19 protein-coding genes are annotated in these 22,368 nt (G+C 54.0%); 17 read left to right on the top strand and 2 right to left on the bottom strand.

The genetic code is table 11. The annotated features are described in order from the left end of the window. Positions 1-177: 177 nt before the first annotated feature. The 16 genes from ACWHY3_RS10805 to ACWHY3_RS10730 all read left to right on the top strand — a co-directional run bounded on the left by ACWHY3_RS10805 (position 178) and on the right by ACWHY3_RS10730 (position 20,198). On the top strand, positions 178-1,116 hold the full coding sequence (locus ACWHY3_RS10805) for a glycosyltransferase family 61 protein (RefSeq protein WP_448126523.1): 939 nt from the start codon (positions 178-180) through the stop codon (positions 1,114-1,116). Beyond that, a complete protein-coding gene (locus ACWHY3_RS10800; protein WP_448126522.1) occupies positions 1,113-2,048 on the top strand; it encodes a UDP-glucuronic acid decarboxylase family protein in 936 nt (311 codons plus the stop codon). Before ACWHY3_RS10805 ends, ACWHY3_RS10800 begins: the two co-directional genes overlap by 4 nt. Next, positions 2,045-2,626 (top strand): sulfotransferase, encoded by a 582-nt coding sequence (locus ACWHY3_RS10795; RefSeq protein ID WP_448126521.1) that lies wholly within the window; start codon positions 2,045-2,047, stop codon positions 2,624-2,626. Before ACWHY3_RS10800 ends, ACWHY3_RS10795 begins: the two co-directional genes overlap by 4 nt. A 25-nt stretch (positions 2,627-2,651) precedes the next feature. After that, on the top strand, positions 2,652-3,818 hold the full coding sequence (locus ACWHY3_RS10790; protein WP_448126520.1) for a nucleotide sugar dehydrogenase: 1,167 nt from the start codon (positions 2,652-2,654) through the stop codon (positions 3,816-3,818). A 94-nt stretch (positions 3,819-3,912) separates the two neighbouring features. Beyond that, the gene (locus ACWHY3_RS10785; protein ID WP_448126519.1) at positions 3,913-6,720 is read left to right on the top strand and encodes a glycosyltransferase; all 2,808 of its coding nucleotides are present in this window, start codon (positions 3,913-3,915) and stop codon (positions 6,718-6,720) included. A gap of 65 nt (positions 6,721-6,785) precedes the next feature. Then, on the top strand, positions 6,786-8,261 hold the full coding sequence (locus ACWHY3_RS10780; RefSeq protein ID WP_448126518.1) for a class I SAM-dependent methyltransferase: 1,476 nt from the start codon (positions 6,786-6,788) through the stop codon (positions 8,259-8,261). Between the two features lie 174 nt (positions 8,262-8,435). Beyond that, entirely contained in the window at positions 8,436-10,643 is a 2,208-nt protein-coding gene (locus ACWHY3_RS10775) for a glycosyltransferase family 2 protein (RefSeq protein ID WP_448126517.1), read from the top strand. A 99-nt stretch (positions 10,644-10,742) separates the two neighbouring features. Next, on the top strand, positions 10,743-11,822 hold the full coding sequence (locus tag ACWHY3_RS10770; protein WP_448126516.1) for a glycosyltransferase: 1,080 nt from the start codon (positions 10,743-10,745) through the stop codon (positions 11,820-11,822). 416 nt (positions 11,823-12,238) lie between these two features. After that, positions 12,239-12,592, top strand: coding sequence for a DVU3141 family protein (locus tag ACWHY3_RS10765; protein WP_448126515.1), 354 nt, complete (start codon positions 12,239-12,241; stop codon positions 12,590-12,592). 99 nt (positions 12,593-12,691) lie between these two features. Beyond that, complete coding sequence (locus ACWHY3_RS10760) at positions 12,692-14,464, top strand: polysaccharide biosynthesis/export family protein (protein WP_448126514.1); 1,773 nt, start codon at positions 12,692-12,694, stop codon at positions 14,462-14,464. A gap of 50 nt (positions 14,465-14,514) precedes the next feature. After that, positions 14,515-15,321: an ABC transporter permease gene (locus ACWHY3_RS10755; RefSeq protein WP_448126513.1), complete on the top strand. Its 807-nt coding sequence runs from the start codon at positions 14,515-14,517 to the stop codon at positions 15,319-15,321. 43 nt (positions 15,322-15,364) lie between these two features. Continuing rightward, on the top strand, positions 15,365-16,027 hold the full coding sequence (locus tag ACWHY3_RS10750) for an ABC transporter ATP-binding protein (protein WP_448126512.1): 663 nt from the start codon (positions 15,365-15,367) through the stop codon (positions 16,025-16,027). Between the two features lie 30 nt (positions 16,028-16,057). Further along, positions 16,058-17,149 (top strand): chain-length determining protein, encoded by a 1,092-nt coding sequence (locus ACWHY3_RS10745; protein ID WP_448126511.1) that lies wholly within the window; start codon positions 16,058-16,060, stop codon positions 17,147-17,149. Between the two features lie 800 nt (positions 17,150-17,949). After that, entirely contained in the window at positions 17,950-19,455 is a 1,506-nt protein-coding gene (locus ACWHY3_RS10740; protein WP_448126510.1) for a phytanoyl-CoA dioxygenase family protein, read from the top strand. A gap of 145 nt (positions 19,456-19,600) precedes the next feature. Continuing rightward, positions 19,601-19,876, top strand: coding sequence for a type II toxin-antitoxin system RelE/ParE family toxin (locus tag ACWHY3_RS10735; protein ID WP_087720572.1), 276 nt, complete (start codon positions 19,601-19,603; stop codon positions 19,874-19,876). Between the two features lie 16 nt (positions 19,877-19,892). Further along, positions 19,893-20,198, top strand: coding sequence for a HigA family addiction module antitoxin (locus tag ACWHY3_RS10730; RefSeq protein ID WP_087720571.1), 306 nt, complete (start codon positions 19,893-19,895; stop codon positions 20,196-20,198). Positions 20,199-20,216: 18 nt separating this feature from the next. Here ACWHY3_RS10730 and ACWHY3_RS10725 read toward each other — a convergent pair whose 3' ends face one another. Together ACWHY3_RS10725 and ACWHY3_RS10720 are read right to left on the bottom strand one after the other, a co-directional pair. Further along, the gene (locus tag ACWHY3_RS10725) at positions 20,217-20,369 is read right to left on the bottom strand and encodes a PIN domain-containing protein (protein ID WP_448126509.1); all 153 of its coding nucleotides are present in this window, start codon (positions 20,367-20,369) and stop codon (positions 20,217-20,219) included. Positions 20,370-20,436: 67 nt separating this feature from the next. Then, complete coding sequence (locus ACWHY3_RS10720) at positions 20,437-20,613, bottom strand: FitA-like ribbon-helix-helix domain-containing protein (protein WP_256961350.1); 177 nt, start codon at positions 20,611-20,613, stop codon at positions 20,437-20,439. A 256-nt stretch (positions 20,614-20,869) separates the two neighbouring features. On the opposite strand from ACWHY3_RS10720, the gene ACWHY3_RS10715 reads away from it, so the two are divergent. Continuing rightward, on the top strand, positions 20,870-22,237 hold the full coding sequence (locus ACWHY3_RS10715; protein WP_448126508.1) for a hypothetical protein: 1,368 nt from the start codon (positions 20,870-20,872) through the stop codon (positions 22,235-22,237). The last annotated feature ends 131 nt before the right edge of the window (positions 22,238-22,368 follow it).

Genomic DNA, 22,368 nt, shown 5'->3' with positions numbered 1-22,368 from the left:
CCTTCAGACCGCTCAATCAGCACCCTCGTGAATGAGGCGGGTTTAGGTGATCTATGTCAGTCATTTTTTATGTGAATAATTATTCGTTGAGCGAAACCAAAAATAGAGAATTAAGGTAAAGGTGAAATGATTTTTTTTTCAAAAAATTGCCGATTTGGAAATAATGGAAGTTTTTCTTTGAATAGTGATTCGAAAATATCTATTTTTGAAGAAAAAAAGCTTGTTGTTTTTGCAGACAGGTTTGCTCTTTTTTCTCTTGATAAGGGGTTGATTAAGAAATCGGAGTATTTGGCTAAAAACCAAGTGGAGAAAAACTTTTTAAATGGTGCTATTAACAATAGTTGCTATTACGAAGGAGCTTACATAGTTGCCGGAAACGCATCAAAGAACAATTACTACCATTGGGTTAGTCAAGTATTTGCATCGATATTATTTGTCCTTGAGCATTCTGAAGATTATGGAAAAGAAAAGCCGATTAATATACTGGGTCCTCAGCTAAATAGATTCTCGAGGGAGTATATAGAAATTCTTGATGGGGTTAATTATATTGAGTTGAAAAAAGGTAGTTTGTGTTTAGTTGAAAAGGCATTTTTCACCAATTTGCTTTGGAATGATTTGGTTTTTTCAAAAAGCAAGCTGAAGGCAAGTCTATTTGATTCTTTGGCTAATAAGGTTGAGTTAACGAAAGAAACTAGAAAAAAAAGGATATATGTATCAAGGAAAGATACGTCAAAGAGATGCGTTAAAAATGAGAAGCAAGTCTTAGAGGCTCTTGAGAGATATGGTTTTGAAGAAGTTGTATTAGATGGTAAGAGTGTAAGGGACCAGATCCAATTATTTAAATCATCAGAAGCCGTTGTCGCACCTCACGGCGCGGGATTGACAAACTTGCTATTTTGCGACAAAGGTACGCTTGTTATTGAATTGCTCCAAGAGAACTATTTGAACACCTGCTTTTATGCGATTGCTGAATCGAAAGAATTGTATTATAAGGCGTTGGTTAACCCAGTGATAGTTAACGGTGAAGACAAGCACCGCGATGATATTGTTGTAGATATAGGGCTTTTAGCCGACCAACTTTCAGAAAGTCTCTCATATCAAGGTTTAAAAGCATGAAAAGAGTATTGGTGACAGGCGGCGCAGGATTCTTAGGAAGTCATTTGTGTGAAAAGCTGCTTGACTTAGGTGACGAGGTTATATGTGTTGATAACTTTTTCACCGGCAGGAAAAGCAATATTATTCATTTGATTTCAAATCCTTATTTTGAATTAATTAGGCATGACATCACTTTTCCCTTGTATATTGAAGTGGATTGTATATATAACCTCGCTTGTCCAGCCAGTCCTGTTCACTACCAGGTGGATCCTGTTCAAACAACAAAAACCAGTGTCATGGGTGCAATTAATATGCTTGGTCTGGCTAAACGTCTAAAAGTACCTATTTTCCAGTCTTCAACGAGCGAGGTTTATGGTGACCCGGAAGTTCATCCACAGCCTGAATCATATAAAGGCAGTGTAAATACGATAGGCCCAAGAGCTTGTTATGATGAAGGGAAGCGCTGCGCTGAAACCTTGTTTTTTGATTATTATCGCCAGCATGGCTTAGAAATAAAGGTGGTTCGCATTTTTAATACATATGGGCCAAGAATGCATCCTAATGACGGTCGTGTAGTTAGTAACTTCATTGTCCAGGCTTTGAAAGGTGAAGATATCACTATCTATGGTGATGGCAATCAGAGTCGAAGTTTTTGTTATGTCGAAGATATGATTGATGGGTTCTTGAGGATGATGCATTCGGAACAAAGTTTTACCGGCCCAGTTAATTTAGGAAATCCTGGTGAATTTACTATGCTAGAGCTTGCAACTAAGATTATAGAGAAAACTAAAAGTTCTAGTCGTCTCGTATACAGGTCACTGCCTGAAGATGATCCTATGCAGCGTCAGCCAGATATACGACTTGCTAAGGATAAGCTTGGTTGGGAGCCATCTGTTAATCTCGATGATGGCCTTGAGAATACTATTCGATACTTCCGGGATGTTCTTTCATGAAGTCTAATGGTAAGATTTTTGTTATTGGGTTTAATAAAACTGCCACGAGAAGCTTTCATGACTTCTTTGTTAAGAACGGGCTTAAAGGTGTGCATTGGAAAGATGGTGACCTGGCTATTGATATAGCTAAGAATATTTCTTCATTTCAAGATCCAATATCTGGCTATGAGGAATTTGATGTATTTTCTGATATTGAGTGTGTGACGAGGAAAGATAAGCCATGTATTGAAGGGTATAAGTATTTTAAGAGTTTTTTTCAATGGCACCCTGAATCAAAATTTATATTGAATACAAGAAATATTGAAGATTGGTTGAAAAGCAGAGAGAGGCATGCTGGAGGACTGTATTTGGATTGGTATAAATATCATTATGCGCTAGATAAAGAAAAAGTTCTGGAACAGTGGAGGTTAGATTATTATCACCATCACTTCCAAGTTTTGGATTTTTTTAAGGATAAGCCTGCTAGCTTATTAACTTACGACATTGATAGACATGAGCCATCTCGCTTGGTTGATTTTTTTGGTGGCCGGTGTGACTTGAATCCCGGCTATTTTGGCCATGTTGGTAAGACTCAATAACTTTTAATATCTGGGGAAGTAAGTGATGAGAATTGCCATCGCCGGCACCGGCTACGTCGGCCTCTCCAACGCCATGCTCCTGGCCCAGCATCACGATGTAATGGCGGTCGATATCGTGCCGGAAAAGGTAGCGATGCTGAACGATCGCATCTCACCGATCGAGGATGCGGAGGTTTCCGCCTTTCTGGGCCGTGACGATCTGCGCTTCCGGGCTACCCTGGACGCAGAGCAAGCTTATCGTGACGCCGACTACGTTATCATCGCCACGCCGACCGACTACGATCCGGAAACCAACTACTTCAACACCAGCAGCGTCGAGGCGGTGATCGAGCAGGTCATGGCCGTCAACCCCGAGGCGGTGATGGTGATCAAGTCCACCGTGCCGGTGGGCTATACCGCCGAGGCGAGCCAGCGTTTTGGCACGCAGAACCTGATCTTCTCGCCGGAGTTCCTGCGCGAGGGCAGGGCGCTTCACGACAACCTCTACCCCTCGCGCATCATCGTTGGGGAGCAGTCCGAACGCGCGGCGGCATTCGCCGAGTTGCTCAAGCAGGGGGCGGACAAGCAGGACGTGGAGGTCTTGTTGACCAACAGTACCGAGGCCGAGGCCATCAAACTGTTTGCCAACACCTACCTGGCCATGCGCGTGGCCTACTTCAACGAGCTGGATACCTACGCCGAGACCCATGGCCTGGATGCCCGTCAGATCATCGAGGGCGTGGCGCTGGACCCGCGCATCGGCGGGCACTACAACAACCCCAGTTTCGGTTATGGGGGGTATTGCCTGCCCAAGGATACACGCCAACTACTGGCCAACTACGCCGATGTGCCAAGCAACATGATACAGGCCATCGTGGACGCCAACCGCACCCGCAAGAACTTCATCGCCGAGTCCGTGCTCAAGCGTCAGCCGGAAGTGGTCGGTATCTATCGGTTGATCATGAAATCCGGGTCGGACAACTTCCGCGCCAGCGCCATGCAGGGGGTGATGAAGCGCATCAAGGCCAAGGGAATTGAGGTGATCGTCTATGAACCGGTGCTGGAAGAAGACGAGTTCTACAACTCCCGAGTGGTCAGAGATCTCGAAGCTTTCAAGGCGGAGGCGGATGTGATTCTAGCCAATCGCATGATTGATGAATTGACGGATGTGGCGGACAAGGTCTACACACGCGACTTGTTCGGCAGTGACTGATCTGAGCAGTTCGTTATTGCCTTGCTGTGTTTGATTAATCGGAGGTTTTTTAGTGGTCAAGGATTTATTCAGGCGGGCTCTCGTAAAGCCCGTAATGGATAGCCACCAGCCCCAGGCAACACAGATTGAGGCTTCCGAGCTGTTCGATGAACAGTGGTATCTGACGCAGTACCCAGATGTCGCGGAGCATCCCATCTGGCATCAAAAGCCGGCCCTGCACTATGCGCGTTTTGGTGCCGAGGAGAATCGCCACCCCGGCCCACGCTTCGATACTGTCTGGTATCTGACGCAATACCCGGATGTAAAAGCCTCCGGCATGAACCCCCTGCTGCATTATCTGCAGCATGGCCACAGGGAGGGGAGGCGGCCATCACCTGACGGTCCTGAGCGTGAACTTGCCTCTGCCGTCGAGAGACTTTTGCCACCTCCTTCTCCACAGGCGTCCTCTATAGAGCAGGGCGATGTCACCCTGATCAACGAAAGCGGCCTTTTCGACCGTGAGTGGTATCTGTCGGAATATCAGGATGTGGCCAGCCATGGCGTCGACCCGGTGGTGCACTACCTGCAGGATGGCGCCAGGGAGCTGCGCGAGCCGGGGCCGGCGTTCGATACGGCCTTTTACTTCGCACAGTGTCCGGACGCACGCCGAGAGGGTGTCAATCCTCTGGTGCACTATCTGCGTGTCGGACGTCACCGGGGCTGCCGGCCGCGGCCTGAGTTGACGATAGCGCCGTGGTGGCAAGAGGTGGAACCAGCTGAACCGGTGGCTTTCGATATGGCGGCGACTCTGGAACGCTTGAAGGTAGCAAGGCATGTGCCCGCCGTTATCATTCCTGTCTACAACGCGGTGGACGCCGTCGCCGATTGCCTGGCGTCGCTGCAGGCGCATACCCGGATGGCCTGCCGCATTATCGTGATTGATGACGCCAGTCCCGATCCTGCCGTGGCCCAGCTGCTGGATGGCTACCGCGATGTCTGGCCGTTCGAGTGTTACCGTAACGAACATAACCTCGGCTTTACTCTCACGGTGAATCGCGGCCTGCAGCTGGCAGGGCGTGCCGATGCGGTGCTGTTCAACTCCGACACCTGTGTGACGCCCGGTTGGCTGAGCCGCCTGCGGCTGGCGGCCTACAGTCAGGCGCGGGTCGGTACGGTCACGCCGCTTTCAAATAACGCCGGCGCTTTTTCCGCACCTGAGCCCGGGACTAATGCGTTACCCGATGGCTTGGCGTTGGAAGACCTTGCCCGCGTCATCTCGCAGGGCGCGCTGCGTCGTTATCCGCAGGTGCCTACCGGCAATGGCTTTTGCCTTTATATTCGGCGCGATTGCTTGGATGAGGTCGGTAGGTTGGATGCCGATGCGTTTCCGCGTGGCTATGGTGAAGAAAACGACTTCTGCATGCGGGCCGGCAAACAGGGCTGGACGCACCTCATCGATGATTCCAGCTATATCTACCATGTGCGCTCGGCAAGCTTCGGGGCCGAAAAGGTTGCACTGATAGAGCAGGGTCGGCAGGTCATTGATAAGCGCCATCCCGAGTATGGAAAGCTGGTCCAGAAGTCCTTCTCCGCGCCTGAGCTGCAGGAGGCCCGGCGCCGGGTGGCGACATTGACCGAGGCGGCAAAAGGCGCGGGCCGTGGGGTCAAGCCGCGCATATTGTATGTATTGTCGACTCGTACAGGGGGGACGCCACAGACCAATCAGGATCTGATGCAGGCGTTGGATGAGCGTATCGAGTGCTTCGTGCTGCGCTGCAACGCCCGCATCATGACCCTGCTGCATTTCGCCGAAGGGGTATACACCCAGGTGGAGCGTCATGTTCTCAGCGAGCCGTTGGAGGCGTTTCCCCATCGCAGTGCCGAGTACGATGCCGTCGCGGCCGAGTGGCTGGTGCGCTACGCCATCGAGCTGGTGCATGTCCGCCACATCGCCTGGCACAGCTTGGGCCTGATTGAAGCGGCTCGGGCGCTGGCGGTTCCCACGGTGTTCTCGTTTCACGATTACTACAGCGTGTGCCCTTCGATCAAATTGCTCGATGATCAACAGCAATTCTGCGGCGGGCGGTGTACCGCCACTCGCGGGGAGTGCGGGCATGAGCTCTGGGCCGAGGGTAGCTTGCCACCGCTAAAACACGCCGCGATTAAAACGTGGCAGCGCGAGTTCAATGATGTCCTCGCACAATGTGATGCATTCGTTACCACAACGCCAAGTGCCCGAGCCAACCTGCAAGCCGTTTACCCTGCTCTGAAGCAACGCGATTTTCGGGTCTTTCCACATGGGCGTGACTTCCCGCGCATGGCCCAGCTGGCACCCCCGCCTTCTGGTAAGGAGCCGCTGCGAATCGTTTTCCCTGGGAATATTTCCCGGGCCAAGGGGGGAGAAACGATTCGTGAACTGGCGCGCCGGGCGCCGGAGTTGGGACTGGAAATTCATATACTGGGCAAGGCAAGCAGTGACCTGGCACTACCTGATTGGGTGAACTGTCATGGCGGCTACATGCGCGATGAGTTTTTCGACAAGATTGCTGCCATCCGCCCGCATGTGGGCGCGGTGCTGTCGATCTGGCCGGAAACCTTTTGCCATACGCTGACCGAACTTTGGGCCACGGGCGTACCGGTGATTGGTTTCGATATTGGTGCAGTGGGCGACAGGTTACGTGAAAGTAATGCCGGCTGGCTGGCTCCGTCCATGACCGCCGAAGGGGTGCTAACTGTACTGGAGGAGGCCCGCCAGGCGGAGACTTGGCAGCAGAAGCTGCAGGCAGTACAACACTGGCAGCAGACGAAGGGGACTTCGCAAAGCTGCCAGGTAATGGCAGAGGCCTACCTGACACTTTACCAGCACGTCTGGCACCGGCCATTTAAAGCATTGTCGAGTGGCCTAATCGCGTTTGAGTCATAAGCCCACGGTTCAGGTCGGAGTCCAGACGCTATCCGACACCTACTTGATTCAAGAGAAATGATTTCATGCAATACCAGACTTTTCCTGGTGTAAAAGGCGGCTCGCGCTCTTCGGAGAAGCTGGCCGCACTGCGCCTGCCGTCGTTTGCGGGCAAACGCTTTCTGGATGTGGGCTGTAACGAGGGTTTCTTTTGCGGTTATGCCGCGTTTGACGGTGCCGAGCAGGTCGTGGGTATCGACAAGTCGAGCACGGCGATTGCCCGGGCCAGGCAGCGGTTTCCGGGTTGCGATTTTCTTCGGCAATCCTGGGAGCAGCTGCCGGAAGGCCCGTTCGATGTGATCACTCTGCTTTCCGCGCTGCATTACGCCGATGACCAGCCGGCACTCGTCGACCGTTTGATGGAAAGGCTGGCGGACGACGGCCTGCTGGTGCTCGAGATCAGTATTGCGCCGAACCCGGAAGATGAGTGGGTTCGGGTGGAGCGCTCCATCGACGAACGGTTGTTCCCGACTCGCAGGAAGCTGGGCTTGATGCTCAGTGACTATGCCTGGAAGATCATCGGCCACAGTGTCAACCAGGCGGGTGATCCGTTGCAGCGCTATGTGGTGCATGTGCGCAAGATGAAGCCCTATGCCTATCTGCTGATGGGCACCCCGGGCTCGGGCAAGTCCACGATCAGCCGTCGCTTGTTCAAGGTGGCGAAGGTGCCGGTCGTCTCTGGCGATCGGACTTATCTGCAAGTATCCCAGGGCAAGCACGAGGTTTCCGAGGGTCTGCGGGAATCGATCAGTGCGGAGTTCACCACTGCCAGCATCGACAAGCTGACGCAGCGACTGTTTGCCGATGGCTTCGTGGATGAGGTAGTGGCCTTGTGGGGGAAGCAGGTTGGCTATCGGGATTTTGCGCTGGACTCCTATGTGCCGCCCGAGCATCGCCCCGCGGTCAAGGAGGCGCTGGTGGCTCTGGGGTATTACCCCGTCGATATTACCGTGGACAACATGGGCAAGCTGGTGCCCTCTCGTGAAGCGGCGTCACGTGCGGCCAAGTACGAACAATACCTGCAAGACCATGCACCTGACGGGAGTGAGCGGCATATTGCCATCAGTAAAGTGATGGACAAGCGCTTGGCGTCGCGTATCCGCTGGCATCTCGATTCGCCGGTCAAAGGCCAGTGGTTAGTGGACGAGCAGGTCTTGAAAGTAGCCGGGTGGGTGGTTGGGTTGCACGAGTACCAGCAGCCGCTACGGATTTATATCAAAACCCCCCAGGACTATCGCTTATACATCCCAGAGAAGCGGCGAAAGGATGTCCTGAGTGCGGTATTCGGCTGCGCGGATGAAGCGCCCGAATTCTGGCAGCAAAACCCGTGCGGCTTCAGTTTCACGCTTGATGTCGGGCTGCTTGCGGAGGGCTTCGAGATTGGGGCGGTGCTGGGTGAAAGCGAAGTATCACTTGCTAAGGTAACATTGACGCTGGCGGCTGGTCACAGAAAGCCCGGCTTGGGTGAGCGCTTCATTAAGCGCCTCGGTGGCTCTAGTTGAACGGTCCTAGTTGAACGGCTCAAGTTAAGTGGTGCTAGTGAAGTGACGCTAGTGGAAGTGATACGAGAAGTGGCTGAGCCAAGGAACAGAATGCTAAGTAGATTGCCGACCTGGCGCATTGATCATCGCCGGATACGTTACCCGCGTCTGGTATGCGATCCCGAGCTTATACCGTTGCGTGATGTTGAATGGCTGGGCGCCGGGTTTAGTCTGGAAGGTCAGCAACCGACCGCGGGAGAAGTATATTTTCAGTGGCATTCGACCAGTGAGAACCCGCAGTTTCTATTGTGCGGGGCGAAGCCGCTGGCGGGCTGGAACATGCTCGAAATCTCCATGCAGCATGATCAGCCTCGGGCCGCGATACGGGTCTATTTCGACACTGGCGAAGGCTACAGCGAGGAGCAGAGTATTTTTCTGCCAATGCGCCAGGACAAAATCACCAAGCGCATCTGTTTCGTGCCCTATGGTACGCGGTCGATTCGCCTGGATCCGTTGGAGTCCGAGGGGCGCTTTGCCTTCGCTCACCTGCGCCTAGTGTGGCTGACGCCGCGCTTTGCCTATGACCGTATGGCTAACCGTCTTCGCAGCGTGCATCCCCAGTATCGCGATCTCCCTTCACAGACAATTCTCCGTTCATTGAAGCGGGAGGCTCGTGAAAATGGCTTGCACTGGAAAAAGCTGGCAGCGGCCCATTATGAAGAAACTTTCATGCACTGCTCGCCGGAGAGCAACTATCGCTACTGGCTAGAGCATGTGGAACCGTTACGCAAGCCCACTGTTCAGCAAGTGGCGGTGCGCCTGGCACACTTGAAGCGGCAGCCGCTGATTTCCGTCGTGATACCGATAAAAGAGGCTTTTACCGAATCATTGACAAATTGTGTCGAGTCGGTGATGGCGCAGCGTTACCCCAATTGGCAGCTATGTATCGCCGATGCTTCCGGGGACCTGAAAACGCAGGTGACCGTGGAGCGTTTCGCTTCGCAGGATGCGCGAATACGGGTCATCAGGTGTGATTCGCAGCAGAGTGCTTCGGCTTGCAACGTGGCGATGGAGGGGGTGCGTGGCGATTATGTGGCGTTCTTGGGGGCCGAAGATCAACTGGCGCCCGATTCGCTCTATCACGTCGCCGATACTCTGGATCGTCACCCCGAAGCAGAGCTTCTCTACAGCGATGAAGATCGGGTCGATAGGGAAGGGCAGCGCAGCGATCCGCACTTCAAGCCGCAATGGAACCCGGATTTGCTGTTGGCCCGGAATTATATCTCGCACCTGGCCGTGTATCGTGCTTCTCGCTTGCGTCGTATCGGCGGGTTTCGTGAAGAGCTGGAGGATTGTCAGGATTACGATCTGCTGCTGCGCTTTACGCAAGGCCTGGCGTTTGAGCAGATTCGCCATATTCCTTTCGTGCTTTATCACCAGCGAAGGAGGGTGCGGCAGGGTTCGCTCGAAAAAGGGCAGCAAGTCCTGGTCGAGCACCTGGCCAACACTGTCCCAGGTGCAAAGGTGGTGCCGGCACGGGGGGTTGGTTATCGCGTGGCATGGCCGTTGCCTGAGCCGCTTCCTCTGGTAAGTCTACTGGTGCCTACTCGCGATAGAGTCGAGATCCTGCGTCCCTGTGTCGATGCCATACTGGCGCATACGGACTACCCGAACTTCGAGTTGCTGATTCTCGACAATCAGTCTACCTGTGCCGAAACCCTGGCCTACATGGCCGAGGTGGCGAAAGACCCACGGGTGCGAGTGCTGCGCTGGAATCAGCCGTTCAATTACTCGGCGATCAACAACTTCGGCGCTCGCCATGCCCGGGGCAGTATCCTTGGGCTGGTCAACAACGACATCGAGCCGATCAACGACGACTGGTTGAGCGAAATGGTGCGCCAGGCCTGCCGTAAGGAGATTGGGTGTGTAGGTGCCAAACTCTATTATCCTAATGGCTCGGTTCAACATGGTGGGGTCATTCTAGGATTAGGTGGCGTTGCCGGTCATGCGCATCGATTTTTTCCGCGTCATCATTCGGGATATCGAAACCGTCTGAGCTTGGTGCAAAATCTTTCAGCTGTGACGGCGGCATGCTTGCTGATAAGAAGATCGGTATTCGAAGAAGTCGATGGGCTCAATGAAGAACATCTTAGCGTTGCATATAACGATGTAGATCTATGCCTGAAAGTCCGTGAAGCGGGCTATCGCAACCTGTGGACGCCTTACGCAGAGCTTTACCACCATGAGTCCGTGTCTCGGGGGGCAGATGACAACCCTCAAAAAAGAGCCCGAGCTCAACGTGAAATGCATTATATGCGTAAGGTCTGGGGGGATAAGCTGGATAATGATCCCGCCTACAATCCTAATCTGACACTTGCGTACGAAGATTTCTCGCTCAGATAACTCTCGTTTTCTCGATTCTGATTCAGACCTCGCAGAAGGTCTTTGATAATTTTATAAAAACGCCCAAGGGGGCAGGGTTTGTCTAATGTTAAATGGGTCGTGCTGAGTGATACTGCTCTGCCGACAGAAGATATCTATTTTCTAAATTCCGTGGCACCTTGGTTAGCCGAGCAAGGTTATGAAGTCAAGAAGATCAACACCAGGCGGTGGACCGTACCGCCAATGAGCAAAAAGCGCTTCGCAAAATTGGTCGATGGGGCCTATATACTGGTCAGTCGATCGCTATCGTTGAGATGGATAGAGCTGCTGGAAACCCAGCGCACCTGGAGCGCGGTTTATTACCTGATAGACGATGACTTCGAGGCGGCTGTACAAGACGAGAGACTGCCGCAGATTTATCGCCATAGGCTGGCCGGTATCCTTTCAGATCATCAGCCAAGGCTTTTGTCATTGGCAACCGAGGTTGTCGTACCGAGCTTGCATTTGCAGGCAATTCTGAAAAAAGCCCATCGAAACGTCCAAATGATGACTCCCCCCTGGTTATCCCAACCAGGTAGTCTCGAACATTTCGGGTATCCGAACTGGACTTTGGCTTTTCACGGCACGCGTGCTCATTTGCCGGACCTCGAGCATATCGCTCCGGCTATCCAGATCGCTCATGACCGGCGTTCAACCATTAACTTCGAAATCATGTTGGGCAAGCATACGCCTGAGAAGCTGAAACTGCTCTCCAGAGTAGCAACGCCTCGACCTCTTTCCTGGTCTGCGTTCCGGCATTACCAGCGGTTCAAGCGTATCCACGTCGGTTTGGTGCCTCTGTGGGACACGCCTTTCAACAATGCCAAGTCCTTCATCAAATATCTGGATGTAGCCGCGATGGGAGGCGTAGGCATCTTCAGCAACCGGGAGCCTTATCGAAGCATCGTGCACCACGGCGTAGATGGGCTCTTGGTAGAAGATGATCCGGAGGCCTGGGCCGATGCCATGCTTCAGCTCACTGATGACAGGGATAGAACGCGTTGGATGGCGGATAAGGCCCGGGAAAAAGCGTCGGCTATTGGTGACAGCCGTTTAGCGCAACGGTTCTGGTGGTCACGCATGCAAGCTAAACGCTTCCCCGCCGACCGCTCCGCCTGGCTGGATTCCCGCACCCCCGAGCTACTTGACGCCCGGCAATGACATCATTGCCGGTGCGTGCCGAGCCTCGCCCGGCACGATTGTTCGTTGCCGCGAGCGGCATCTCTTGGTTTCTCCCTCCTAATCTCTTGGTTTCCCCCTCCTAAACGCCTTTCCAAGTGACCTCACCCGGTCCTGATACGCTTTTCTGCAGCTTTACCTTTGTTGGTTGGTACGGATGAGCTCTCGCCAAACGCGAGGCTTAGAACCGGCCTGGATTTGTGTCATGACTTTGGTAACCTCCCCGGTTGCAGTAACCTATTCGACTGGCCGCTTCCCGTTGGGTTCATGATCCAGGGGTAGGCCGCTATTTTTAGGCTCCATCCTTTTTCCTAGACTGAGCGCAAAACATGTTCCCTAGTCGTAGGTCGTCTTCATCTTCTCGACGTGGCATTGGCAGAATTTTGGTCGTTGCCGCCATGGCCGGCGCGATAACCGGCTGTGCAACGCAAAGTGGTCATTACGGTAGCGATACCGTAGCCACCATGCAGGGCGCAGCGGCCTTGGGCCCCGAAATCTCCAGTTTCCTCGACAACGCCACACCCGGCAGCATTTCTGCTTTTCCCAAAAGCCCCTGGGGCTCGAACGTCTCCGTCATCGTTCAGGAACGCTACTTCGCCGCAAGCGGGCGTCTCTGCACCCATCTGGATGTGGATCGCCAGGGTGCGCCCGCGAGCGCTCAACGCGCCCAGGTGGCGTGTCTGCTCGAGGACAACGGGTGGTACGCCCAACGGTTGGTGACACAGGTGTTGGGCGAGCCCAGCACTCCGTAACAAAAAACCTCTGCTTTGGCGCCGTGCTTCGAGCGTATCGTTTTTTCGGTGGATTCGAGCAACGGCTTCAAGCCGTGTGAACACAACAGGAAGTTTTGCATGAAACATGCAGCATCGTTTTTCCGGGCCGGGTGTCTGGTGGCGGTAGCGTGCCTGAATTCCGGGTTGGCTAACGCACAATCCTTCGGTTCGGGCAGTATCGTTCCGCAAGACCAGCAAGCACAGTCGATGACCTCTCGAGCGTCAGAGAATGGGCAGCAGTCTCAGCAGCAGGCCGTCGACGACCAGCCTCGAGCCAGCTGGAACAGCTCGAACTATGGTCCAGCCAACAATGGTCCAGCCAACAATGGCCCGGCCGATCAGAACCAGGCGCTGGTCGACCCGAACACACTGCCACCGTTTGGCGCCAATCTGTTCACCGGCGGCTTTCGCGGCGTAATGGCGGACGGGCTCAACCCCGGCTATACCATCAAACCCGGGGACCAGATCAATCTGCGCGTCTGGGGCGGCACCGAGATGCAGAGCGTGCTGACGGTAGATTCCCAGGGCAATATCTTCCTGCCGGGGATCGGGCCGTTAAATGTTCAGGGCACGTCCAACAGCGGGCTGAATTCCCGAGTCACTGCTGCCATCAAGTCGGTCTACCCGGAAAACGTTCAGGTCTATACCAACCTGCAGGGCGTGCAGCCGGTGGGCGTGTTCGTCACCGGTTACGTGCAGAATCCCGGGCGTTATTCCGGTACGCCCACCGATTCTATGCTCTATTTTCTCGATCAGGCCGGCGGCATCGATCAGGCCTTGGGCAGCTACCGCCAGATCACGATCAAACGCGGCGGGCGCACGGTCGATACGATCGATCTCTACGACTTTCTGATCAACGGTGAAATGCCGCAGACCCAGTTCCGTGATGGCGACACCATCGTCGTCGAAGAGCGTGGGCCTGCCGTTGCCGTCGTCGGCGACGTTCAGCGTCCTTTCCGCTACGAACTGGCCGGTGAGAACCTGACCGGTGGCGATGTCACTAACCTGGCGCGTCTCCGATCCGGCGTGACACATGTATTGTTGCGGGGTGACCGTCCGGATGGCCCGCTCGCGCGCTACCTGACACTGAATGAATTCCGCACTGCCAGCGTTCAGCGTGGCGACGAGGTTCTGTTCAGCGCCGACCAGCGTAACGAGAGCATCGTGGTACAGATCGAAGGCAGCTATTACGGCCCCTCGCGCTACGTCTTGCCGCGTGACGCTCACCTGGGTGAGTTCCTCAACGCGATCAGCGTACCCAAGAGCATGACCAGCTATCAGGATGTCTCCATTCGCCGCGAGAGCGTGGCGGAGCAGCAGGAGGAATCGCTCAACGAGAGTCTGGATCGCCTTGAGCAGACATATCTTGGCTATCCCGCGCGCACCACTGGCGAAGGCGAGATTCAGGTCCGCCAGGCCGAGTTGATCGAGCGCTTCGTGCAGAAAGCACGTCAAACCGAGCCGACAGGGCGATTGGTCGTGGCGCGTGGCGGCAATATTGCCGATATCCGTTTGCAGGATGGCGACGTGATCACCATCCCGGAAAGCTCGGATTCCGTGCTTCTCAGCGGGGAAATCACGATTCCGCAAGCGATGGTCTTCACGCCGGGCATGAGCGCCGAGGACTACATCCAGAACGCCGGTGGCCTCACGCCGCGTGCGGATGACGATCAGGTCCTCGTCGTCCATCGCAATGGCGCTGTGATTCGTGCCGGCGACACCAAGGTTCGCGCCGGAGACGAAATCCTGGTACTGCCGGCTGCACCGACCAGCAACATCGAGCTGGCCACCAGCATTACGCAGATTCTTTATCAGGTGGCCGTGGCGACGAAAGTCGCGCTGGATCTTTAATGCCAATCGGACGGCGGGGCAGAAGTGCCTCGCCGTTTTAGGTTCAAGACATGTTTTCTTTAGAGAATGAGGGAGCTGCCCGTCATCCTTTGCGTGTTACATGGGATGTCTGGGCCGCAATGTTTTCGCGTGAAATGGTTTCCAGAACCACGGCGGACCGTATGGCCTGGTTCTGGATGATCTTCGAGCCATTGGCAACCATTGGCGTCATGGTGGCGATTCGTTCTTTCATCATGAGCGGAAGAACCATCGCCGGTGCCGACTTCGTCCCCTGGATGGTTGTCGGACTGATGGGATTCTACGTTTTCCGTGAAACCATGATGAAACCCATGGGGGCGGTCGACGCCAGCCGTGGCCTGTTCACCTATCGGCAGATTCTGCCGATCGACCCGGTCCTGGTACGCTGCTTCGTCGAAGGAATGATAAGAAGTTTTATTTTCTTGTTGTTCATCTTTGTTGGAGAGCTTCTAAAGCTTGACCTGATTCCTGACTTTGGGGTCGGCGCCTTGCTGGATTGGCTATCGCTCTGGGCGTTGGGGGCCGGCTTGGGGGTACTGTTGTCGGTAGTCTCGACGTTAGTCTCTGAGGTTGGAAAGGTCGTGAAGATAATAAGCTTGCCCTTGCTCATTATTTCCGGCGTGATTTTTCCTATCACTTACATACCGCATCAGTTCCAGCAGTACGTGCTATGGAATCCCATCGTGCATGGGCTGGAAAGCATGCGACTCTCCTTTTTTGATGGTTACCATACCCTTGATGGAATAGACATGACCTATCTATGGCTATGGGCCTTATCGAGTCTGACTCTTGGCTTGCTGATGCATATCCGGTTTTCAGCGAAGCTGAAGGCCCTATAACCAAGCCCTATAAACCATAGATACTGACAGGCAGCGATGTGGGATGATCGAAATTAGCCATTTATATAAACGCTACCATAATCATCACGGTAGCGACTGGGTATTGCGAGATATTGATCTCGTGATACCCGATGGGGTTAGCGTCGGTCTCGTTGGCCGCAATGGTGCAGGTAAATCGACTCTTCTTCGTTTAATAGGGGGGATGGACAGACCTGACAAAGGCACCATTATCAGGCGCCGCCGTGTGTCCTGGCCCATCGGCCTGGCTGGCGGATTCAAAGGAGGCATGACCGGACGGCAGAACGTCAAGTTCGTGGCAAGAATACATGGTGTCAAAGCCAGGCTGGACGAGCTGATGCAGGAAGTTCAGGACTTTGCAGAAATCGGACCAGCTTTCGATGAGCCAGTCAGTACCTACTCGTCCGGGATGAGAGCTAGGTTATCGTTTGGCCTATCGTTGGCCTTCGATTTCGATGTCTATCTCTCGGACGAAGCAACAGCCGTCGGTGACCGGGCATTCAAGAAGAAAGCTCAGAAAGCCTTTAAAGACCGCATCAGTAAGGCTAGCCTCATTATGGTGTCCCATGGCGAGGGTATCCTTAAAGAGATGTGTCAGGCCGGTATTTATCTAAAGCAGGGCGAAGCTTTCTGGTATGACAATATCGAAGATGCCATTGCAGAATATCACCATGAAACTGACAAGTAGCAAGAATTACGTTATGGATAAGTATTGAATATGAGAGTTCAGAGTTATCTCAAGAAATATCCGCATTGGGCCATTTGCTTCCTCGCGATTATCGTCAACGCTTTCTATTGGGGGATATGGGCGAGCGATCGTTATGTCTCTCATGCCAATGTCGTTCTCGAAAGTCCGCAGCTTTCCCAGCCACAGTTGAACTTCAGCAGTCTGCTGACGGGCGGTAGCGGCAACGCTGATATGTTGGTGCTGCGTGATTACATGCGTTCTGTCGATATGTTGAAGTACTTGATCGATAAGGCTGGCTATAGCGAGCATTATGCGGATTCAGGTGCCGATATCTTTAGCCGCCTGGGCAGTGCCGATGAACCTTTGGAGAAGATCTACGATTATTATCTGGACCACGTATCCATAGAAGTAGACGATTATGCCGGCGTGCTTCGCGTTGATGCCGAAGCCTTCACGCCTGAAAAAGCCCATCAGATTGCCTCTCTTCTGCTGGAAGAAGGCGAGCGGCACATGAATGAACTGGGCAGGCAGCTTGCCGAGGAGCAGGTCAGCTTCCTGGAAGGGCAAGTCGAGCTACTCAAGCAGCGCTATGAAGACACCCGCCAACAGTTGCTGGAATACCAGAACGAAAACGGTCTCGTATCCCCGACAGGAACGGTAGAGAGCTTGAGCTCCGTTGTGTCGAGCCTGCAGGGCGAGTTGGCCAGCTTGCAGGCACAAAAGAGCGCACTGATGAGCTTCCAGAGTTCCCAGTCGCCTCAGGTTGTTCGAATCAACAGCCAGATCAAGGCGCTAAACGAGCAGATCACTCAAGAACAGCAACGGTTGGCTACCAAGTCTGGTGACTCGCTGAATGCTGTTTCATCCGAGTATCAACGTCTGCAACTGCAGGCGCAGTTCGCACAAGAAAGTTATTCCGGAGCGCTGTCTGCATTGGAGAACACGCGTATTGAAGCGGCTCGCAAGCTGAAACAGCTTTCGGTCCTTCAGTCACCGACGATGCCTGAATATCCCGAACGGCCCGAAAGGCTTTATGACATCGTTCTGTTTACCGTGATTGCATTGTTTATCACGCTGATTGTGAACATGTTGATCTTGATCGTCAGAGACCACAGGGATTGATTTGGTGGATGCTTTTTGCTGCCAGGGGCCGGCTCTCTTCCTGGCGTGGCATCAAGCGGCATCAAATATGACATAGCATTTTCAAGACGCACCTAAAGCGATGGAGGCCTGAGCCTGCGTCGTTTCTTCAAAAGCAACCTTCATGGTTGCTTTTTTTGTGCCTGAAATTGGGGGCAGATGTCGATATTGCGACGTGAAGTGGCGCGATTAGAAAGGATGTCCATTCCTGAATGAACTTCTCGGGGACGTTCGCTAGTTGGTTAGGCGTTTAACTTTTTAAATAACATCAGTTACATGCATGTGACTCAAACGTTAGGGAGTCCAATCAATCGGTAACAAAAAATCTGTGCCTTCTCATCTGTCTCAGCGTGTATCGTGAATCGATGATAGAGGCGCCGATGCGGAACGGCAGCATTAACAGAATGAACGTTTTCGTGCAAACATGAGCACTATTTTTCCGAGCAGGTTTTTCCGAGCAGGGCGTTTTTTTCCGAGCCGAGCGCTTGGTGGCGGTAGCATGCTCGAAAGCAATTTTCTTGAAACTTAATCCGAAGGAGAAAATGAAATATACCCTGAAAGATCAGTCGTGCGCTAGTTATTGTCTACCGGCCTTGACAGCTGGCAATTGATAATTTTGATGAAACTCAACGATATTCATTTGGTTATCAACGCGGCGGTCTTTGTGGGTTTAATGGTAAGCAGGCTGATTGTGCCACGAAAAGGCTTTCTGTTTTCGTACGGTTGGTACTGGTTGTTGTACGTAGATAAGCAGATATAGCAAGGATGCAGGTAGATAGCTTATGCAAACATTAATTTTGTCTAAATATGGTGGCGAATCAGAACTCAGAGCTGCGTTACAGAAAGTGTCTCAACACTATTTCGGTGAAGACTTTCTTCTGCTGTCACCTGTTCGCGCCGATGAGGAAAGAATCGAATCCATTCAGGTCGGGCTGGAAGAAGAAACTGAAATAAAGGAAGTGATCAAAGGGCGATCACTGAAAAGGCTTGTTCTTTTAGGGTTTGCAAGGCAGGAAACGATATCGCTGACTTTATTGGTAGATATGATCTCCTGTGGCATCGAAGCTATCGATGGGTTGTACGAGGATGAAATTTCACGTTATGCACCTTTCAAGGAGGAGCAGGCCAGTACTCTGTTGATATTCCCTGGCGCCATGCTGCCATTGAATATGGGCTCGCATCAAAGATCGTTTCTGCTTCTCGCGGCCTTGAACTACTCGGGGTATCCAACGGATGTCATCATCACCGGGGGAGACCCTCGTAGTGTTAGCAGGTCGAGGCGGCTGCTGCTAGCTATCGCGCCCAATGTCTATGTCTATAAAAACAACAAGCGAAAACTCCCTGACTATCTATGGCTTCGGCGCGAGGCAGAGCGAATCTACCGTAAACGAAGGTTGGATAGGAATGACGTACCGGAGCTGTTTGCAGACCGCTATGCCAACAAGGCGACCGAGTCCTTGAAGAAAACGATGGTGACCTTGCAACAGGAGAAACAGTATAAAAATATCATCGTGAGTTATGCCTGGATGTCACGCAGCCTGGATTATCTCCCGAAAGACGCTCTCGTTGACGTCAAGTTGATATGCGATACCAATACGCACCGAATTCTGCTGGCACCGGAAGTCATCGAGCAGCTGCCGGCGGTCAAGGCAGTACTGGAAGACGCCGCGTTGAAGCGCCTGTTCCGTTATTGCGCCGGGCATGCTCGCTTACCGATCTGTCATATCGAGAACGTGCACAACGGTAGCCGGGATAGTCTGACTGAGCGCGATCCGCAGAAGAACCTGCATGTCGATACGTTCCAGCCCACCATGAAGTTCTGGCTCTATCTCGAAGACGTGACCGACGAGAACGGTCCGTTCGTGTTCGTGCCTGGTTCCAACCGCCCGCATCGCGAGCGGCTCAAATGGGAATACCAGATGAGCCTGCGCGCCAGGGAACACGCGGATCGATATACGGCCCGCGGCTCGTTCCGGGTGAGTCAGGAAGAGGCGGAGCGGTTGGGCGTATCCGGCCCTCAGCCGTTTCGTGTCAAAGCCAATACGCTACTCATCGCCAACACCTTTGGCGTACATGCCAGAGGCAACGCAGAGCCGGGCAGTTCCCGTCTGGCGCTATGGGGCATGAGCCGAACCAATCCCTTCCTGCCATTACCGGGTTTGGGGTTCGATTACTTCAATCGACTTCAATACCGCGTGCTCCAGCGCATGCGTCGGCAGGAAGATGCCAGGGCTGCTGCCAAGGGCGGGAAGTCATCCTGGCACGTGATCGAACAGCGGCGGTTGTAGTGTTGTGGCTCGATGGGTTCGAGCCATTTAATCACGGGTAGCGACTCCTCATTCTCTGAACGACTCATCCTCTCCGACACCATGGTAGTATTGGTATTGTAATCTACTTGTTTACACATGTGGCCAGTTAGACTACACTGATCCCATGATCAAGACCTTCAAGAGCAAGGGCCTGGCGACGTTGTGGGAAACCGGTAAATCCAGGATCGACAAGCGTATGCATAGGCGCATCCTGATCCGTTTGGCTGTGATCAACGAGGCCGCAAGCGTTGAGGATATCAATTTACCAGGCTACAACTTCCATGGCTTGCAGGGCTTCAATCCCAAGCGTTACACCGTGCATGTGAATGGCCCATGGTGCCTCACCTTTGAATTCGAGGGCGGCAACGCTTATCAGGTTGATTTTGAGCAATACCACTGAGAGAGGTGGAATCAATATGGCTATTACGGCAAAGCAGGATTCCAGCCGTTGCCCGCCGCACCCCGGCGAGGTGATCGAAGATATGCTGGAGGATTTGGACTACAGCAAGAGCGCCATCGCGAAGATGCTGGGCATCTCACGCCAGCAGCTGCATGCCATTCTGGCTACGCGCAAGCCTGTATCACCAGAAATGGCGGCACGCCTCGGCAAGCTGTTCGGCAACGGCCCTGGTCTGTGGCTGCGTCTTCAGGCGGCCCATGACGCTTGGCATGCCGAGCGCGAAGTAGATGTCAGCGCGGTGCCCTCTCTGAGAGTGGCCTGAAAAGCATTCGGAAGCAGATTAGGGCGGCGGCGCAATGCCAAATAGCTCTGCCAGCGAAACGCTGGGCAAACATAGCGTTTCGGCCGACTGCGCGTTGAGCCTAGCTCTGACAGCCGGGTTAGGTTCGAGTTTCATCGCCTCGGAAACGACGTTGGTATCAAGGACGATCATTCAAATCTCATAGGCTTGGCCGATGTCTTGTCGCGCGCCTGATTGAAGAGCGCAACGTCTTCGTTGGTCAGCCCACCTTGCGGCCCAGAGCTGCCAGAGCATCGCCCATGTGAAGGCGTTTTGCTGGCCATGTGGCCTCTTCCAGGATGGCCCGTACTTCGGCTTCGGTGCTGCGGTTATGCCGCTTGGCCCGTGCCTTCAATGCGTCGTGTACTTCATCAGGAATGCTTCTGATTGTCATCATGCCCATGGCTCATCAGCTTCTGTTGCATGCGGTTAACACCCTACTGGAAAGCAACCTTCGGGTTGCTTTCCGCGTTTCTGAGGACGGTTCGATGAGTGGGTGCCGATACCTGCCAATAGTGAACAGGGAACGGCGGCCGGGTTCATCTCGCGTCAATTGCACCGCCTTGACTATGCTTCTCTCCGAACATGGGCGAAGACATGGTGGGCAGCGCTTGCCATGAGCCTGAATCTCGACCCCGACGAGGAGCAGCGAGATGGCATCACGCGAGGAAGCCGCACGTGAAATCCGCTCGGCACTGGAGCGCGCGTCGTTCGGGAGCACTTACGTTCTCTTTCGCGGTGAATACCGAGAGATGCCGGTCGTCGAGGTGCCTGTCGATCTACCGTTATTTCGTCCTGAAAATGGGCGGTTGATCACCCAGCTTCATCGTTACCTGAGTGAACAGGATCTCGATGAGCAGACGTTTGCTTCGCAGATTGACCAGAAATGGGTACAGGAAGCGCTTCAGCAACTGTTGGTACCGATATCTCAGGATCCGCGGGGGGCGATCTATGAGGAACTGGCGCGTCAGGCTCAGCAGACCGAGCCCTTGTTGATCACCTACGATGGTGTGGTCGTCAACGGGAATCGACGCCTTGCTGCAATGCGCGCGCTTCATGCGCAGGATAGTGACCGATACGCCGCTTTCGGCCGGGTTCGCGCAACGGTCATGCCCGAAGAGGCAACCGCCGAAGATGCCGAGTATGTCGAGTCGGCGCTGCAACTGGCGCCGGAAACCAAGCTCGCTTACACCTGGATCAACCGCCGTCTGAAGCTTAGAAGGCAGTGCAAGGTATTGAAGCTGCCAGTCGAGCGCATTCTCGAAAGCTATCGCCTGCCGGACAAGAAGAGCCTGGAGCGGGAGCTGGCCGAAATCGATCTGGCCGAGGCGTATCTACGCGATTACCTGGGAAAGGCCGAGGATTATCCGCGCATCGAAGATGCCGAGACCCACTTCGTGGCGCTCAACGAACAACTGGCGGCGATCAAATCACCCGATCTGAAATCGCTCTGGCGTCTGGCGGGCTTCGCGATGATTCACTCCCGAGGCGGTAACGTCAGAGAGCTCGAGTACTTTCCCTTCGTGCCGCCCAATCCGGTCAGCGTGCCGGAAGTGGCTCTGTTTCGTTTTGCCCGATCCCGCGGGCTGCTCAGTGATGAGAATGCATCGGCTTCCGTAGCGGCCTTGCCGCATTCGGCCCTGGAGCGCTTGCTGGGCACGCCAGACGCAGCCAGCGGTGTTGCTCTGGAATTGGCGGAAACGCTCGACCAGCTTCGAATCGAAGCCAACTACCAGGAAATGCCCAGGCGCTTGCTGCACCACGTACAAAGGGCGCGCAAGCTTGCCGAAAAGCTGGAAGCGGATCGGCTGACGGCGGCGCAAAAGGCCAAGATCGGCTCGGAGCTGGCGGCAATGAGCTACCACAGCCGGCGGTTCCTGGGGGAAGAGAGCGATGCGCCGGCACCGCTATCGCCCACGAAGCGCAAATGGCGCAAATTCCGGGAGGAACCGCAGCGATTCTGCAGCGATTCGACCAACCCGCTGCTGCGGTGGCTGGGGCGCCACTGGCCGGGGCGGTAGAGCGAATGCTGGCTCCGAACGGTAGGGCAGGCAATCGGCCGTCTCGCCGATAGTCGCAGGAGCCGAGGCGCTGTATGCCCGAGGGTCAATGCTTGAATACAACCGCGGCCTTGCCACTTCTATGGCAAGGC

Source organism: Salinicola sp. NYA28a (assembly GCF_976982775.1).
This window is presented reverse-complemented; position numbering and strand designations above follow the sequence as displayed.

Coding starts and splice junctions, on each gene's coding strand:
- ACWHY3_RS10760 (WP_448126514.1), top strand. CDS start 12,692: ATGAAACATGCAGCATCGTTTTTCCGGGCCGGGTGTCTGGTGGCGGTA.
- ACWHY3_RS10790 (WP_448126520.1), top strand. CDS start 2,652: ATGAGAATTGCCATCGCCGGCACCGGCTACGTCGGCCTCTCCAACGCC.
- ACWHY3_RS10785 (WP_448126519.1), top strand. CDS start 3,913: ATGGATAGCCACCAGCCCCAGGCAACACAGATTGAGGCTTCCGAGCTG.
- ACWHY3_RS10720 (WP_256961350.1), bottom strand. CDS start 20,613: ATGATGACAATCAGAAGCATTCCTGATGAAGTACACGACGCATTGAAG.
- ACWHY3_RS10725 (WP_448126509.1), bottom strand. CDS start 20,369: ATGATCGTCCTTGATACCAACGTCGTTTCCGAGGCGATGAAACTCGAA.
- ACWHY3_RS10715 (WP_448126508.1), top strand. CDS start 20,870: ATGGCATCACGCGAGGAAGCCGCACGTGAAATCCGCTCGGCACTGGAG.
- ACWHY3_RS10735 (WP_087720572.1), top strand. CDS start 19,601: ATGATCAAGACCTTCAAGAGCAAGGGCCTGGCGACGTTGTGGGAAACC.
- ACWHY3_RS10730 (WP_087720571.1), top strand. CDS start 19,893: ATGGCTATTACGGCAAAGCAGGATTCCAGCCGTTGCCCGCCGCACCCC.
- ACWHY3_RS10745 (WP_448126511.1), top strand. CDS start 16,058: ATGAGAGTTCAGAGTTATCTCAAGAAATATCCGCATTGGGCCATTTGC.
- ACWHY3_RS10750 (WP_448126512.1), top strand. CDS start 15,365: ATGATCGAAATTAGCCATTTATATAAACGCTACCATAATCATCACGGT.
- ACWHY3_RS10795 (WP_448126521.1), top strand. CDS start 2,045: ATGAAGTCTAATGGTAAGATTTTTGTTATTGGGTTTAATAAAACTGCC.
- ACWHY3_RS10755 (WP_448126513.1), top strand. CDS start 14,515: ATGTTTTCTTTAGAGAATGAGGGAGCTGCCCGTCATCCTTTGCGTGTT.
- ACWHY3_RS10800 (WP_448126522.1), top strand. CDS start 1,113: ATGAAAAGAGTATTGGTGACAGGCGGCGCAGGATTCTTAGGAAGTCAT.
- ACWHY3_RS10780 (WP_448126518.1), top strand. CDS start 6,786: ATGCAATACCAGACTTTTCCTGGTGTAAAAGGCGGCTCGCGCTCTTCG.
- ACWHY3_RS10765 (WP_448126515.1), top strand. CDS start 12,239: ATGGCCGGCGCGATAACCGGCTGTGCAACGCAAAGTGGTCATTACGGT.
- ACWHY3_RS10740 (WP_448126510.1), top strand. CDS start 17,950: ATGCAAACATTAATTTTGTCTAAATATGGTGGCGAATCAGAACTCAGA.